General features: G+C 49.4%; 14 protein-coding genes, 1 rRNA gene and 2 pseudogenes. 5 read left to right on the forward strand and 12 right to left on the reverse strand.

What is annotated here, in order from left to right:
• Window positions 1-134: pseudogene (locus Q384_RS14530) on the reverse strand (hypothetical protein); the annotation flags it as partial.
• On the opposite strand from Q384_RS14530, the gene Q384_RS13355 reads away from it, so the two are divergent.
• Genes Q384_RS13355 through murB form a run of 3 tightly spaced genes read left to right on the forward strand, consistent with a single transcriptional unit; the run spans window position 127 to window position 2863 of the window.
• Window positions 127-387, forward strand: a complete 261-nt coding sequence (locus Q384_RS13355; RefSeq protein WP_156956519.1) for a hypothetical protein — start codon at window positions 127-129, stop codon at window positions 385-387. The pseudogene Q384_RS14530 and the gene Q384_RS13355 sit on opposite strands and share 8 nt — an antisense overlap.
• 42 nt (window positions 388-429) lie before the next feature.
• Window positions 430-1824, forward strand: coding sequence for an MATE family efflux transporter (locus Q384_RS08825; RefSeq protein ID WP_037587253.1), 1395 nt, complete (start codon window positions 430-432; stop codon window positions 1822-1824).
• Entirely contained in the window at window positions 1805-2863 is a 1059-nt protein-coding gene (gene murB, locus Q384_RS08830) for a UDP-N-acetylmuramate dehydrogenase (RefSeq protein ID WP_169740854.1), read from the forward strand. Before Q384_RS08825 ends, murB begins: the two co-directional genes overlap by 20 nt.
• Before the next feature lie 44 nt (window positions 2864-2907).
• On the opposite strand, the gene Q384_RS08835 is transcribed toward murB, so the two are convergent.
• From Q384_RS08835 to hisH, 9 genes are all read right to left on the reverse strand, one after another.
• The gene (locus tag Q384_RS08835) at window positions 2908-3474 is read right to left on the reverse strand and encodes a HupE/UreJ family protein (RefSeq protein WP_037587255.1); all 567 of its coding nucleotides are present in this window, start codon (window positions 3472-3474) and stop codon (window positions 2908-2910) included.
• Window positions 3475-3518: 44 nt separating this feature from the next.
• Window positions 3519-4217, reverse strand: a complete 699-nt coding sequence (locus Q384_RS08840; protein WP_037587256.1) for an urease accessory protein UreF — start codon at window positions 4215-4217, stop codon at window positions 3519-3521.
• Window positions 4218-4310: 93 nt separating this feature from the next.
• Entirely contained in the window at window positions 4311-4853 is a 543-nt protein-coding gene (ureE, locus tag Q384_RS08845) for an urease accessory protein UreE (protein WP_037587258.1), read from the reverse strand.
• A gap of 99 nt (window positions 4854-4952) precedes the next feature.
• A complete protein-coding gene (gene ureC / locus Q384_RS08850) occupies window positions 4953-6674 on the reverse strand; it encodes an urease subunit alpha (protein ID WP_037587259.1) in 1722 nt (573 codons plus the stop codon).
• 263 nt (window positions 6675-6937) lie between these two features.
• Window positions 6938-8005: a chorismate synthase gene (aroC, locus tag Q384_RS08855; RefSeq protein ID WP_037587260.1), complete on the reverse strand. Its 1068-nt coding sequence runs from the start codon at window positions 8003-8005 to the stop codon at window positions 6938-6940.
• Window positions 8006-8113: 108 nt separating this feature from the next.
• Window positions 8114-8890: an imidazole glycerol phosphate synthase subunit HisF gene (hisF, locus tag Q384_RS08860; RefSeq protein WP_037587261.1), complete on the reverse strand. Its 777-nt coding sequence runs from the start codon at window positions 8888-8890 to the stop codon at window positions 8114-8116.
• Window positions 8891-8983: 93 nt separating this feature from the next.
• The gene (locus Q384_RS08865) at window positions 8984-9313 is read right to left on the reverse strand and encodes a hypothetical protein (protein ID WP_037587262.1); all 330 of its coding nucleotides are present in this window, start codon (window positions 9311-9313) and stop codon (window positions 8984-8986) included.
• Between the two features lie 59 nt (window positions 9314-9372).
• A complete protein-coding gene (gene hisA, locus Q384_RS08870; protein WP_037587263.1) occupies window positions 9373-10119 on the reverse strand; it encodes a 1-(5-phosphoribosyl)-5-[(5-phosphoribosylamino)methylideneamino]imidazole-4-carboxamide isomerase in 747 nt (248 codons plus the stop codon).
• A gap of 89 nt (window positions 10120-10208) precedes the next feature.
• Entirely contained in the window at window positions 10209-10856 is a 648-nt protein-coding gene (gene hisH / locus Q384_RS08875) for an imidazole glycerol phosphate synthase subunit HisH (protein ID WP_037587265.1), read from the reverse strand.
• A gap of 362 nt (window positions 10857-11218) precedes the next feature.
• Between hisH and tldD the strand changes: the two genes are divergently transcribed.
• Together tldD and Q384_RS08885 are read left to right on the forward strand one after the other, a co-directional pair.
• A complete protein-coding gene (tldD, locus tag Q384_RS08880) occupies window positions 11219-12676 on the forward strand; it encodes a metalloprotease TldD (protein ID WP_037587269.1) in 1458 nt (485 codons plus the stop codon).
• 253 nt (window positions 12677-12929) lie between these two features.
• Window positions 12930-13205, forward strand: a pseudogene (locus Q384_RS08885) (hypothetical protein); the annotation flags it as partial.
• A 257-nt stretch (window positions 13206-13462) separates the two neighbouring features.
• Here the strand turns inward: Q384_RS08885 and dnaK are convergent.
• Together dnaK and rrf are read right to left on the reverse strand one after the other, a co-directional pair.
• On the reverse strand, window positions 13463-15391 hold the full coding sequence (dnaK, locus tag Q384_RS08890; RefSeq protein WP_037587267.1) for a molecular chaperone DnaK: 1929 nt from the start codon (window positions 15389-15391) through the stop codon (window positions 13463-13465).
• Between the two features lie 653 nt (window positions 15392-16044).
• Window positions 16045-16157, reverse strand: a 5S ribosomal RNA gene (gene rrf, locus Q384_RS08895).
• Window positions 16158-16195: the final 38 nt, after the last annotated feature.

Here is a 16195-nt window from a genome sequence, read left to right on the forward strand (position 1 = left end):
GTACGTGGATTGGCGGTGTAATTGGCGTCGCCCAATATCAAATCATTGCCTGCGCCTGCTGATATATGGTCTCGCCCGTCGCCGCCGAACAGCATATCGCGCCGCTCGCTGCCATACAGCCAATCAATGAAAATTGGCTATATTCGTCCGCTCCCTCATAGAGTAGCAACATACCAAGCACGCAGCAGCCTTACTGTGCTGCGCCAGCAACAACACCCGTCTCATAGAGTAGCAACATACCAAGCACGCAGCAGCCATTTACACTTCATGCTGCCTGAAAACCGTTTTAATCAGATGACAATTACACAACACCGCGCGGCTATTACTTATAATAGTCTGTTGCTTTCTTTTCAGGCAGCCGATAAAAAATGCGTTCAGGCTGCCTGAAAATATTTTCCGCACCAATAAAACAGTTTATTAAGGCAAAAAATGCTATTTGAATTAAATCGTTATCCGCGTTCGGTATTTATTCACGAGTCCGGCGAATTGCTGCGCTTGGCAGTACCGATTTTGATTGCACAAGCGGCATCGGTGGGTACGGGTGTGGTGGATACTGTGATGGCGGGTCATGCCGGTGCGGAAGATTTGGCGGCAGTGGCTTTGGGCAGCAATGTGTTTATTACGCTTTATGTTATGTTTATGGGGGTGATGACTGCGCTTAATCCGATTTTGGCGCAGCTTTATGGTGCCAATCAAATCCGCGCCATTGGCGAATACGGACGGCAAGGACTGTGGTTTGGCTTGTTTTTGGGTGTGTTCGGCATGTGTGCGCTGTGGCTGATAATTGCGCCGCTTCAGCAATATTTGAACTTGGGCAGCTACACCGATCACACATTCGGCCGTTTTTTATTTTGGGTGTCGCTGGGTTTTCCGGCTGCAATGCTACACCGCACTTTTTACGCCTATGCTTCGTCGCTGAATAAGCCCAAGCTGATTATGCTGGTCAGCTTGGCGGCACTTTTATTGAATATTCCGCTCAATTATGTATTTGTGTACGGCAAACTGGGTTTTCCGGCAATGGGCGGAGCCGGCTGTGGCTTGGCAACGGCATTGTGTTTTTGGTTTAATGCGCTGGCTTTGGGCATCTATGTATCGCGCCACGATTATTTTGCACAATTTGGTTTATTCAGCCGTTTTGAGCTACCGCAATGGGTAAAACAATGGCAGATTTTAAAATTGGGCATACCGATTGGTTTGTCATTTTTTCTGGAAGTGAGTTTGTTCACTTTTATCGGCATTTTGGTGGCTCGGTTTGGGGTGCTGCCCGTGGCGGCGCAGCAAGTGGTGATTAATATTACTTCGCTTATTTATATGCTGCCGCTGAGTATCGGCACAGCGTTGGCGGTGCGGGTGGCGCAAGCGGTGGGCATGGGCAAGCTGCGGCGGGCGCGGTATGTGTCGGGCGTGGGCTTGAGTTTGGGCTTAATCGGTACATGTATTACGGCAACGCTGCTGCTGTTGCTGCGTGAACAATGGCTTTCACTTTATACCTCGGATAAAGCGGTGATTGCCATTGGCATGACGCTGCTGCTGTTTTCTGCTGTGTGTCAGTTTTCAGACGGCACCCAAACCATTGCGTCTTACGCTTTACGCGGCTACAAACTCACCAAAATCCCGATGTTTATCCATGCCATTACATTTTGGGGCTTTGGCTTGGGGCTGGGTTCTTTGCTGGGTTTGGGCTTTGGCTGGGGCTTGTATGGTTTTTGGACGGCTTTGGTGATCTCGCTGTTGTGCGCCGCCATTGCCTTGGTGTGGTATTTACATTGGCAAAGCAATCGTTTGGCAACGCGGCAAGGGTGGTGTGATGATGTTACAACATAATGCGGATTTAACGCCGTTTAATACGTTTGGACTGTCGGCACGGGCAGCGGCTCTGTGTACGCTGGAAGATGAAAATCGGCTGCCTGAAATATTCAGGCAGCCTGAATATCGGCAAGACACGGTATTGTGGCTCGGCGGCGGCAGCAATGTGCTGTTTTGTGCCGATTACATTGGTTTGGTGGTGCGCATGGCAACCAAAGGCATCAGTCATCAGTTTATCGATGAACAAAACGTGCGCGTGGAAGCACAGGCGGGCGAAATTTGGCATGATTTTGTGCAATACACCGTGTCGCAGGGGTTCAGCGGCTTGGAAAATTTAAGCCTGATTCCGGGAACGGTCGGCGCGGCTCCGGTACAAAACATCGGCGCATACGGTGTGGAAGTGGGTTCGCGCATCGAAGCCGTGCGCTGCTTTGATTTGGTCAGCAAAAAAGAAGTGGTGTTCAGCCACGGCGATTGCTGTTTTGCGTATCGCGACAGCCTGTTCAAACAAGCGGGCAAAGGGCGGTATGTGATTTTATCGGTGCGTTTTGTGTTGTCCCGCCAATTTGTTCCGCGGCTGGGTTACGGCGATTTAAAAACCGTTGCCGAAACCTTGTCTCAAGGCAAACTGCTTACTGCCGCCGCAGTGGCAGAGGCTGTGTGCCAAATCCGCCGAACCAAACTGCCCGACCCGCGTCTTTTGGGCAATGCCGGCAGTTTTTTCAAAAATCCGATTACCAATGCAACAACCGCTGCGGCATTGGCAGCACGGTATCCAAACTTGCCGCAATACCCGCAAGCAAACGGGCAGGTCAAACTTGCCGCCGGCTGGCTGATTGATTACTGCGGTTTAAAAGGCTTTCAAATCGGCGGGGCGGCAGTGCATGAGAAACAGGCTTTGGTGCTGGTAAACAAAAACCACGCCACCGCTGCCGATGTGGTTGCTTTGTCGCGTCATATTCAAGATGCGGTGCAGCAAAAATTTGGTGTTTTTTTGGAGACTGAACCGATTTGGCTGCCTGAAAAAAGCACTGCCGCCTGTTTGGAGCGGCAGTAAACAAAATGGTTTTTACTGGGTTTTCAGCATGTTCATGGTTGATATTATGCACCCATTAACATACCAAAACCGATTAAACCAATCAGGCTGCCTGAAACGCGCCGCAGCCATGCGTGTTTAACCGAAACACAGCCCAAGCCAAAACCCGCGGCATGCAAAGCGGCAGTTGCCAAAACAAAACCAAGCGCATAGCCCAATGCGCCGTGTGCGCCCATTTCAGCACCGTGTGCCAGGCCGTGAAACAAGGCAAACACGCCCACCAGTATCATGGCTGCCGCCGTTGGCATTTTTTTAACCCATGCAGCCGCCAAGCCCAATATCAATACGGAAGCGGCAATGCTTTGTTCTGTCATGGGTATGTGTATGCCATTGATGCCCAACACAAAGCCCGCCGCCATCACGCCGATAAATGTGGTCGGAATCAGCCAGCGTGCTTTGCCGGAAAACGTGGCTGCCCATAAACCCACAGCCACCATTGCCAATAAATGATCCCAGCCGCCGACAGGGTGCATTAAACCGGCCATTACGCCGTTGGTGTCATGACCCGGGTGAGCGAGTGCCAAAACCGGACTGAGGCACAATAGAACGGCAAGCAGTTTTTTCATCATCATTTCCTTATGGTTAAAACGGGTTTCAAAAATTGCGGCGGAAAGGGCTAACTCATGTATAAGCGGGTATATAAATGTTCATGCTGCATGGCACGAATGTCTGTGGCAGGCGCGGCAGCACCGATGTGTGTCTGTACAGGCACAATGCTGGCGGCTGCGGCACGGGCAATCGGTTCGTGCAAAGCCAGCAAAATATCTTGGCCTACCATTTGGCTCAGCGGAATCAGTTTAACGCCATTGGTTACCAACCCAACAGCGGCATTGTAATAAAACGCATACAATGAATGTGCTTTGTCTAAACCCAAAGCCGCTGCCAACAGCCCAAATACCAGCGGATAAAAGCCCTGCGCCTGTTGCGCCGCTATGGCTGCCTGAAAATCGGCTGCCAATTGCGGCAATGGCTGACGGGCAAAAATTTTCAACAAGCGCACACCCAGTTTAAAACTGCTTTCACGCAGCTCCCGCGGTGCTTTGGCTGCACCGATGCGTTCATCTAATTTCAGCAAAGCAGGTAAATCCTGCGCTGCTGCCGCATCAAACGCCAGCGACACATAAGCCCCATCGTTGTGCAGCCAATTGTGCTGTAATTGCGTGTACACCAGCGCACGCAAGGTGTCCGCATCGTGTACGGCGCGCTGCTGCACAAAGGTTTCCAAGCCGCCGGAATGGTTAAAACCGCCAATCGGCAAAGTGGGATCTGCCAATTGCAGCAATTGCCCCCATTGGGCGAGTGCAGCGGCGTTCATTCGGTTAAATTTCGGCAAAAAATCAACATATTGGCTTCAGGCAAGAATGGCATAAAAATACAGCACTTTTCATGGCTTATCCTTTCAGGCAGCCTAATGGTGGTGTGGTGTATGGCTGTGTTCGTGTTTATGACTGTGCAGATGTTCATGCGTATGCGCATGACCGCCGCCCACACCGGGTGCTGAATTGGCGCGCAACTGCTCGCTGAGGCGGCGGTTGCCGCGCTGCGGAGCAAAACCGGCGGCAAGCAGCCATTCAAACAGCGGTTTGTCATACGGCATCAGCAATTCGTTGCCGTCCAAAAACAGCGGCGTGTGTTTGTTGCCGATTTCATAGCAGACACGCGCCATTTCCGGCAGTGTTTGCGGCGACAGCACCATAACTTCACTGGGTTCAATGGCCACCACAATCGCCAGTTTATTGTCCAGATGCACCACATCGTCGTGATGCAGACGCTGCCCTTCTTTCAGCAGCCGAAACGCAATTTCGCGCCCGCCTTCTGTGCGGGTGCGCAACAAGCGCCGATCGGCTTCAAACCATTGTAAGCGAACATAATCAACGGTTTGATTCGTCAGGCTACCTGAAGCCCTCAGAGCGGTTTGCGGCGCAATAATGCTTTGGATTATCAGATTCATCGGTTTAACGTCAATGACTCATACATGATCTGAACGGTTTTTTAACGTGCTGCCAAAAAAACCGAACAAACACAAATTTTTTGCCCAACCGTATTTGCCCTAAAACAAAAAGTATCGCTGCGCCAACGGCACTTGAACAGCGGGTTCACAGGTGATGTGTTCACCGTTGACGCGCACTTCATAGGTTTCCGGATTAACGGTAATGTTCGGCATGGCGTTGTTGTGAATAAGATCTTTTTTACCAATACTGCGGCAGTTGTGCACGGGCAAAGTGTGTTTGCACAAACCGTATTGTGCACGAATATCGGCATTCACGCCTGCCTGCGAGACAAACAGTACAGCGGTCTCTTGCACGGCTTTGCCCAGCGCGCCAAACATCGGGCGGTAAATCACCGGCTGCGGTGTGGGGATAGAAGCATTGGGATCACCCATGCGTGCATAACTGATGGCACCGCCTTTGATGATGATTTCCGGTTTCACACCAAAAAATGCCGGTTTCCACAATACCAAATCGGCTATTTTGCCCGGCTCAACAGAGCCGACATAATCACTAATGCCGTGTGCAATGGCGGGGTTAATGGTGTATTTTGCCAAATAACGCTTGATTCGGAAATTGTCGTTACCGCCGTTTTCTTCAGGCAGGCTGCCGCGCTGCTGTTTCATTTTATCGGCGGTTTGCCATGTGCGGATAATGACTTCTGCCACACGCCCCATCGCTTGTGAATCGGAACTCATAATGGAAAATACGCCCATGTCGTGCAAAATATCTTCGGCGGCAATGGTTTCGGGGCGAATGCGTGAATCGGCAAAAGCCACATCTTCGGGTACGCGTTTGTCCAAATGGTGGCAAACCATCAGCATATCCAAATGCTCATCTATGGTGTTGATGGTAAACGGACGTGTGGGATTGGTGGAAGCAGGCAGCACATTCGGATACATCGCCGCTTTAATAATGTCGGGCGCATGACCGCCGCCTGCGCCTTCGGTGTGGAAAGTGTGAATCACCCTGCCGTCAATCGCGCGCATGGTGTCTTCCAGAAAACCGCCTTCATTGAGGGTGTCGGTGTGTATGGCAATTTGAACATCCATCTCATCGGCGATTGTCAATGAAGCATCAATCACGGCAGCAGTAGAACCCCAGTCTTCATGGATTTTCAAACCCAGTGCACCCGCTTCAATCTGCTCACGCAAAGGCGGCAGGGAGGCGCAATTGCCTTTGCCGAAAAAGCCCAGATTCACCGGCGCGTTCTCGGCTGCCTGAAACATTCTTTTCAATTGCCACGCGCCCGGGGTTACCGTGGTGGCGTTGGTGCCGTCGGCAGGACCGGTGCCGCCGCCAATCATGGTGGTAATACCGGATTCAATGGCGTGGGTGATTTGCTGCGGTGAAATAAAGTGAATGTGGGTATCAATGCCGCCGGCAGTGGCAATTAAATGTGCGCCGTTGTGTACTTCGGTGGCAGCACCGATAATCATATTGGGTGTAACACCGTCCATGGTATCCGGATTACCCGCTTGACCAATACCGGCGATTTTGCCGTCACGAATGCCGATGTCGGCTTTGACAATGCCCCAATAATCCAAAATCAAAACGTTGGTGATAACAAAATCAAGCACGTTTTCATCGCTGCGCGGGGCGGTTGCCGATTGCGCCATGCCGTCGCGCACCGATTTGCCGCCGCCGAATTTGCATTCGTCGCCGTGGGTAAGTAAATCTTGTTCCACTTCGGCAAATAAACAGGTGTCGCCCAAACGCACTTTATCGCCGATTGTCAGACCGTAGGCGGCTGCATATTGGCTGCGGGGAATGGTTAAACTCATCAGTAAATCCTTTGTGGGTTGTACCGAATAACGAGAACATTATTAAAATAAATTGAAGATACCAATCATTTGCATTTGGCGCGCTGCTGTGTTTTTACATAACCGTAATTTAGTCATTTATCCATACTATTGTGAGAAGCAGCAATACCAAGGTTTATCATCAAGAGCTTGGCGGCAAACAATGGATCGCTTTGTATCTTGCATAGGCACAGCCGCTGCCGCTGCCGTTACCGATATTTTTCAAGTAGCCTGAATGAAACCAATTACCGCCAATCTCCATTCTGCGCACGCTGGCGCAAAGCGTGGTCAATCAGCACCAGTGCCAGCATGGCTTCGGCAATTGGCGCGGCGCGTAAGCCAACGCAAGGGTCGTGTCTGCCGTGGGTTGCCAATTCAACTGCGTTGCCGTGAATATCAATTGAGCGGCGCGGCGCGGCGATGCTGCTGGTGGGTTTCACCGCAATATTCACCTGAATTTCCTGCCCTGTGCTGATGCCGCCCAACACGCCACCGGCATGATTGGATAAAAAACCTTGCGGGGTGATTTCATCGCCGTGAACACTGCCGCGCTGGGAAACGCTGGCAAAACCCGCGCCGATTTCCACCCCTTTTACAGCATTAATGCCCATCATGGCATGGGCAATATCGGCGTCTAAGCGGTCAAATACGGGCTCGCCCAAACCCACAGGCACATGGCGGGCAATGATGTGCAGTTGTGCGCCGACAGAATCCAAATCTTTGCGCACGCTGTCCATATAGGCCTCCAATTCGGCAATTTGGCTGCGATTGGCGGCAAAAAACGGATTTTCAGCAATATAGGCTTCATCTTCAAATACAATTTTTTGTTCACCAACTTGGGTAACATAGGCGGTAATTGTTGTGCCGAATTGCTGATGCAACCATTTTTTGGCAATCGCACCCGCCGCAACCCGCGTGGCGGTTTCCCGCGCCGAACTGCGCCCGCCGCCGCGGTAATCGCGGATTCTGTATTTGTGCCAATAGGTGTAATCGGCGTGTCCGGGGCGGAATTGTTCGGCAATGTTGCCGTAATCTTGACTGCGCTGGTCGGTATTGCGTATCAGCAGGGCAATCGGTGTGCCCGTGGTTTTGCCTTCAAACACGCCCGATAAAATTTCCACGGTATCGGCTTCGCGCCGTTGGGTAACGTGGCGGCTGGTGCCGGGTTTGCGGCGGTCTAAATCCGGCTGAATATCGGCTTCACTCAACGGCAATAATGGCGGGCAACCGTCCACAATGCAGCCAATGGCTTTACCGTGGCTTTCGCCGAATGTGGTTACTGTAAAGAGTTTCCCAAATGTATTGCCTGCCATGATGTTTTCTTTAGTTATTTATTCTATATGAAAAAATTTTGATGCCTGTATTAATAGGCTACCTGAAAAATCTTTATTTGATACGCCAATACAACCTTGATAAAAACGTTAATCAATTTGCATTCTGACATTGATTCCTGCCGCTGCCATTGCCGCTTTTGCCTCGGCAATGCGCACTTCGCCGAAATGGAAAATGCTGGCTGCCAGCACCGCATCGGCATGACCTTTTTCAATGCCTTCAATTAGATGTGCAATCGTACCGACGCCGCCCGATGCAATCACCGGCACAGCCACTGCATCGCTGACGGCGCGGGTTAAGGCAAGATTAAATCCGGCTTTGGTGCCGTCTCTGTCCATGCTGGTAAGCAGAATCTCACCAGCACCGCGTTCTGCCATGTTTTTTGCCCACACCACTGCATCAATCCCCGTGCGTTTTCGTCCGCCGTGGGTGAATACTTCCCAGCGGGTGTTGTCTTCATTCACGGCTTTGGCATCTATCGCCACCACAATCGCTTGATTGCCGAAGAAGCCGCTGGCTTCGTTCACCAAATCGGGATTGACAACGGCAGCAGTATTGATGCCGACCTTATCCGCACCGGCGTTTAACAAGCGGCGAATATCGGCAACGCTGCGCACCCCGCCGCCGACGGTGAGCGGGATAAATACTTGTGATGCCACGTCTTCAATCACGTGCAAAAGTGTATCGCGGTTATCAGAGCTGGCGGTGATGTCTAAAAAGGTAATCTCGTCCGCGCCTTCGTCGTTGTAGCGTTTTGCCACTTCCACCGGATTACCCGCATCGCGCAAAGACACAAAATTCACGCCTTTCACCACGCGTCCGTTATCCACGTCTAAACACGGAATAATGCGTTTGGCAAGTGCCATAATTTATCCACAAAAAAATACGCCAATCATTTTTCAGGCAGCCTGTCTGCACAAAGGCTGCCTGAAAAGCAAAATTTCAGGCAGCCCGAAAGTTCAGCCAAACCACAGTTTGATAAAATTTTCCGCCAAGCCAGCCGCACGTTCACTCAGATAGAAATAACCGACGGCAGCAGACACCACAAAAATAACACTGCCGACAAAAGTGGCGCACAACACGTCCATAAACCAAAATGAAAAAAACACAAACAGCCAGCATATTCCCCAGCTGAGCAACCATATTCCATTTATCTCAGGAGCGGCATGGGCAATTAAGGCATTCACGCCGATAATCACCCAAATCACCACACAAGACTCCCAAAAAGCACTGCGCTGCCGCCGAAAAGTTGTCAGCAACCATACGCCGAAAATCGTTGCACCAATCATTTTATCCCCCCCGGGATTACTGTTAAAGTTAAATACTGCTTTGGCTTATGCACTGCGCATCAGCCAACTCCATCCCACTCGTCGGCAAAACGCTGCGCCGCTTGAAAATCAAGACTGCCTTCGTAAATAGCGCGTCCGGTAATCGCACCGATCACACCACTCTCTTCTGCCGCGCACAAGGCTTTGACATCATCTAAATGACTCACCCCGCCCGAAGCAATCACCGGTATTGGCACCGCTTCCGCCAATTTCACAGTGGCTTCGATATTCACGCCGTTCATCATGCCGTCGCGCCCGATGTCGGTGTAGATGATGCTGTTTACACCATAATCGGCAAATCGTTTTGCCAATTCAATTACTTGATATTTGGTTATTTTTGCCCAGCCATCGGTCGCCACTTGTCCGTCTTTGGCATCTAAGCCCACGATAATCTGATCGGGAAACGCATCGCAGGCATCGCGCAGAAACGTTGGGGTTTTCACTGCTGCCGTGCCGATAATCACGTATTGCAAACCCAAATCCAAATATTTTTCCACGGTGTCCATATTGCGGATACCGCCGCCCAATTGCACCGGAATATCCGTTGGTATTGCCGCCAAAATCGCTTTAATTGCAGCAAAATTTTTCGGTTTGCCGGCAAAAGCGCCGTCTAAATCCACCAAATGCAAACGGCGCGCGCCTTGTTTTTGCCAGTGCAAAGCCATTTCTTCGGGTTTATCGGAAAACACAGTGGCTTCCTGCATTAAACCTTGCTTCAGGCGAACACATTGACCTTCTTTTAAATCAATTGCGGGTATAAGTAGCATTTTCGTAAATAAAGTGAGCTGATGAAACGGAAATCAAAATAAAGCGGTACAAAATGATAGCAAACTTATTCAGTAAAAATAAAATAAAATCATACTTTACCGTCCCACTTAATAAAATTTTGCAATAGCTGCAAACCGGCATGGTGGCTTTTCTCGGCGTGAAATTGTGTGGCAAACACGTTATCACGCCCGACAATACACGCAAATTCATCGGGATAATCGGCACAGCCCAGCACAATATCCGATTCATTGGGTGCGAAATAAAAACTGTGAACAAAATAAAAATACGCTTCTTGCACTATGTGGTAAAAAAGCGGATGCTGTTGTATTTGCCGCACCGTATTCCAGCCCATGTGCGGTACTTTCAAACGCGCACCATGCGCATCGGTTTGCACTGAAAAGCGTTTCACATTGCCTGAAAACCAGCCCAAACCCGGCGTATTCCCTTCTTCGCTGTGTTCAAACAACAGCTGTGCACCCACACAAATACCAAAAAACGGTTTATTTTGCAAACCATCGGCAACGGCTTCGCGCAAACCACTGCGGTTTAATGCCGCCATACAATCCGGCATCGCGCCTTGACCGGGAAAAATAAGTTTGTCAGCACGCAATACTTCATCGGCATCGGCCGTCAATACCACTTCAGCCGCACCGCCGCTCATGCCATTGGCTGCCTGAACCGATTTTAACACCGAATGCAAATTTCCCATGCCGTAGTCAATAATGGCGATTTTCATGATTTCTCTGCTGAATGTGATTAATATTGCTTCCGAAAGCAATAAAACGGGATTGGTTGATTATACCCATATAAAATGCTGTCTGTTCAGTATGCAGTAATCACGCGGTATCAATTCGGGCTGCCTGAAAATCAATTGACACCGCCTCTTTTTAAAACAGCATCTAAAATTAACCCACCATAAACTGCCTTCAGACAGCACAGTTTTCGCTATAATTCCCGCTTCTTCTTTATTTTTGCCGATACGGTGCGTACACCATAAAAACAAGACTGATTTTGACAACGCCGTGTCAAAAATGCGTTGATAAGAAAAAACACTGTCTTGATTTTGTGTTAAACCCGCCGCACAGCCACCTGAATTTTATGACTCTTTCCCAGCCTGCCTTGTCTGTTGTTCAGCAGCATCTGCTCACCCAAAACCAACTTGCCGATACCGATTTTCACCATGCCTTGCGCCTTATCGGACAGCATGCTGTGGATTATGCCGATATTTATTGTCAGCGCACAGCGTATGAAAGCTGGCATTTGGAAGAGGGCATGGTGAAGTCCGGCAGCTTCCAAATAGATCAAGGTGTGGGCGTGCGTGCGGTCAGCGGCGATAAAACCGCGTTTGCTTATGCCGACAATTTGGACGCATCAGCCTTGCAGCAAGCCGCGCAAGCCGTGCGTGCCATTGGCACGGCATCGCAGCAAACGGCAGTGAATCAAATGGTGAGCAAACAATCTGCACCGTCGCTTTATGATGCCGATAATCCGATTATCGGCATGGACGCAGCAGATAAAGTGGCATTACTGCAAAAAGTGGAAACGCTGGCACGTGCCGCCGATCCGCGCATTGTGCAGGTAATGGCGGGGCTGACTTGCGAATACGATTTGATTTATCTGGCACGGCTCGACGGGCGGACGCATGCCGATGTACGCCCATTGGTGCGGCTGTCTGTAACCGTTATCGCCAAACAAGGCGAACGGCGTGAGCAAGGCAGTGCCGGCGGCGGCGGTCGGTTTGGTTTGGCGTATTTCGACGACGACTGCCTGCGCCGCTACGTAGATGCCGCCGCCGCACAAGCCCTCATCAACTTAGAAGCCCGCCCCGCAAAAGCCGGTGCAATGACTGTGGTTTTGGGCAACGGCTGGCCGGGTGTGTTGCTGCACGAAGCAGTCGGACACGGTTTGGAGGGCGACTTCAACCGCAAAGGCACAAGCGCATTTGCCGGACGGCTGGGCGAACGCGTTGCCGCCAAAGGCGTTACCGTGATTGACCAAGGCAATATTCGGCAGCGGCGCGGCTCTTTGAATATTGACGATGAAGGCAATTTAACCGGACGCACGGTACTCATTGAGGACGGTATTTTAACAGGCTATCTGCAAGACGAAACCAACGCCCGCCTCATGGGCGCGGCAACCACCGGAAACGGACGGCGCGAAAGTTATGCCGCAACGCCCATGCCGCGTATGACCAATACCTTTATGGAAAACGGCAATCACGACCCCGAAGAAATTTTGGCTTCCGTAGATAAAGGTATTTATGCGGTGAACTTTGGCGGCGGGCAAGTGGATATTACCAGCGGACGCTTTGTTTTCAGTGCATCAGAGGCGTGGTGGGTAGAAAACGGTAAAAAACAATATCCGGTAAAAGGTGTAACCATTGTCGGCAATGGTCCTGAAGTTTTAAAACACGTCAGCATGATTGGCAACGACATGGCTTTGGACAGCGGCGTGGGCGTGTGCGGCAAAGACGGTCAAAGCGTTCCCGTGGGTGTCGGGCAGCCCACTTTGCGTATTGATGCGGGCTTAACCGTGGGCGGCTCACAAGCTACCTGAAAAAAACCAACAACTGTTAAGCCGTTACGACAAAACAATACATTGGTTTGACTGCAAAAAACAGATTTCCGCACCGTCCATTACCTGATTAATAATAGGCTTATGTTACTGGAAATATAAATTTGAATTTTTAGAAAAGAAGTCTAATATGAAAAAATGGTATGACGAGGAATACGAATTTGAAATTGAAGTTACAGGCTTTCTGCGCAGTGATCACACGGAGCACTACTGTTGAAACGGTGAAGAAGTCGGTGATAAATACACCTGTACCTACGGCTGTCCTGTCAATGCAGCCGGGCAGGGGATTTGCTCCAAAGTCATGCTGATGCTGTTTCCAATCATGGAGGCAGTTAGAAGTGGCGGCGATTTGGAAAACATCGGCGGAAGCGATAAACGGATTAAGGAGATTGTCTGCCCAGATGGCTGTGTGGTATTCAAGCTGACGGCAAAGTATCTTGGCAATGAGAATTTTTTCAAGGGCAAGTTTTTTGATTTAGAACAATGGAATGGTACAGAAAAATATAGCTGAACTATTAAATTTTTCAAAACGACTAGCCAGAAAAATTACGGCTAATTATCTGAAATCTGCTGAATAGGCTATGTTTTTTTTGAAAAAATAATAGTACAGCTATAATTTTCTGTACTGGGCATAGATAATTTATGAAATACGTGATGAAAAAAAAGCAGTTTGACTATATCAATTTCAGGCTGCCTGAAAAAAACCGCCAAGCAATAATAACAACACTGCTTGGCGATTTTTTTGTGTAGCTGCTTAAAACCGATTAATCAGTCTTTTTTGTCTTTCACTTCTTCAAACGATGCATCAATCACATCGTCATCGGCTTTACCGCTGCTCTGCTCACCGCCGCCTTGAGCTTGCCCTGCTTCGGCTTGGGCGGCTGCATACATCATTTCACCCAATTTTTGGCTGGCAGTACCTAAGGTTTCGGCTTTGGCATCAATCAGGGCTTTGTCTTCGCCTTTCACCGCTTCTTCCGCTTCTTTTACGGCGGCTTCTATTTTTTCTTTCTCTGCAGCATCTAATTTATCGCCGTATTCATTCAATGATTTTTTCACGGAATGAATCAAGGCTTCGGCTTGGTTGCGGCTGCCCACTAATTCATGCAGTTTGCGGTCTTCTTCGGCATTGGCTTCCGCATCTTTCACCATGCGTTCAATTTCTTCTTCGCTCAAACCGGAAGAGGCTTGAATCGTGATGTTGGCTTGCTTGCCTGTGCCTTTGTCTTTGGCAGACACATGCAAAATACCATTGGCATCAATATCAAACATCACTTCAATTTGCGGCACACCGCGCGGTGCAGGCGGAATATCACCCAAATTAAACTGCCCTAAGCTCTTATTCGCAGAGGCTTTTTCACGCTCGCCTTGCAGCACGTGAATGGTTACCGCATTTTGGTTGTCATCGGCAGTGGAGAATACTTGCGTGGCTTTGGTGGGAATGGTGGTGTTTTTGTTGATGAGTTTGGTCATCACCCCACCCATGGTTTCAATACCCAAAGACAAAGGCGTAACGTCCAGCAACAGCACGTCATTGCGATCACCCGCCAGCACCGCTCCTTGAATGGCCGCACCCACGGCAACCGCTTCATCAGGGTTCACATCTTTACGCGGCTCTTTTCCAAAGAAATCTTTCACCGCTTCTTGCACTTTGGGCATACGGCTTTGTCCGCCCACCAGAATGACGTCATCAATATCATTGACACTCAGTCCGGCATCTTTGATAGCGATGCGGCAAGGCTCAATCGAACGGGTAATTAAATCATCCACCAAACTTTCAAATTTAGCACGGGTGATTTTCATCGCCAAGTGTTTCGGACCGCTTGCATCCATAGTGATGTAAGGTAAATTTATCTCAGTTTGCTGACCGCTGGACAATTCGATTTTGGCTTTTTCCGCCGCTTCTTTTAAGCGTTGCAATGCCATCACATCATTTTTCAGATCAATGCCTTGATCTTTTTTGAATTCATCAACAATGTAGTTAATCAAACGTTGGTCAAAGTCTTCGCCACCCAAGAAAGTATCGCCGTTGGTTGCCAACACTTCAAATTGTTTATCACCGTCCACATCGGCAATTTCGATGATGGAAATATCAAATGTACCGCCGCCCAAATCATATACGGCGATTTTACGGTCACCTTTTTCGCCTTTATCCATACCAAACGCCAACGCGGCGGCAGTCGGCTCATTAATGATGCGTTTAACATCTAAACCGGCAATGCGTCCTGCGTCTTTGGTGGCTTGACGCTGGCTGTCGTTAAAATACGCCGGAACGGTAATCACCGCTTCGGTAACCGTTTCGCCCAAATAATCTTCAGCCGCTTTTTTCATTTTGCGCAATATTTCAGCGGAAACCTGCGGCGGTGATAATTCTTTGCCTTGTGCTTTCACCCACGCATCACCATTGCCCGCTTTGACAATCTCAAACGGCATACTGGCGATGTCTTTTTGCACCTCTTTGTCTTCAAAGCGGCGGCCAATCAAGCGTTTTACTGCATAAATCGTATTTTTTGCATTGGTTACCGCTTGGCGTTTGGCGGGTGCTCCCACCAGAATTTCGTTACCGTCTAAATAAGCAATCACTGAAGGCGTGGTGCGCGCACCTTCCGCGTTTTCAATGACTTTGTTCTGCCCGCCTTCGGAAATGGCCACACACGAGTTGGTTGTACCCAAATCAATACCAATTACTTTTGCCATATTCAATACTCCTGAAAATATAATAATTGTTGGAATTAGTTCCTGCATCGGCATCCATGCCGTTTTCTGTTTTTGTTAAAATGGGCATGGGCAGATAAATTTCAAGCGCATAAAATCATTTTTCATGTGTTTTCTGCTGTTTGTTCCGGCATTGACTTCTATTCTATTACTGCCGAACCGTAGGCGGATTTAGTAACAATACTCCATTTAATTACGGATAAGAGCTTTGATGTTAGTCACAATAACACAGCAATCACCTTCCAATCTTTACCGCCGCACACAATACTGAAAATATCAGCATTGATGAGGATATAGGTGTGCTTAAAGTGTGTTCAGCTAACCAGCCGGATTGTGCTTTCCTTCTAATCCGCAAGCATTAAAAATTTGTTTTATTTATTAAATGGTTGAATAGAAGTAACGTAACAAAACACAAGTACACAGCACAAACAACAGGCTGCCTGAAGAGTTTCCCGCTTTCAGGCAGCCTGTTACCTATTCTATTATTTCTTTTTCATCACCGAACCAATCAAGCCCTATACGGCAGCATATCCCACAATGACTGGGAGACCGGAGAACGCTTCCGCGCTTCAAATAGTCGTTAGCCATGCGTAAGAAGCCCCTGACTGTTTCCAATCAGGGGCTTCGGTATGGGGGTTTGGCGGTGTCCTACTTTCACATGGGTATCCATACTATCATCGGCGATGCGTCGTTTCACGGTCCTGTTCGGGATGGGAAGGCGTGGGACCAACGCTCTGTGGCCGCCAAACTAAACTGTACAAATCGGTTAAGCCGTGTCTCTCTCAT

This window comes from Stenoxybacter acetivorans DSM 19021, from assembly GCF_000745895.1.
In the GTDB taxonomy this organism is placed as follows: Bacteria; Pseudomonadota; Gammaproteobacteria; order Burkholderiales; family Neisseriaceae; genus Stenoxybacter; species Stenoxybacter acetivorans.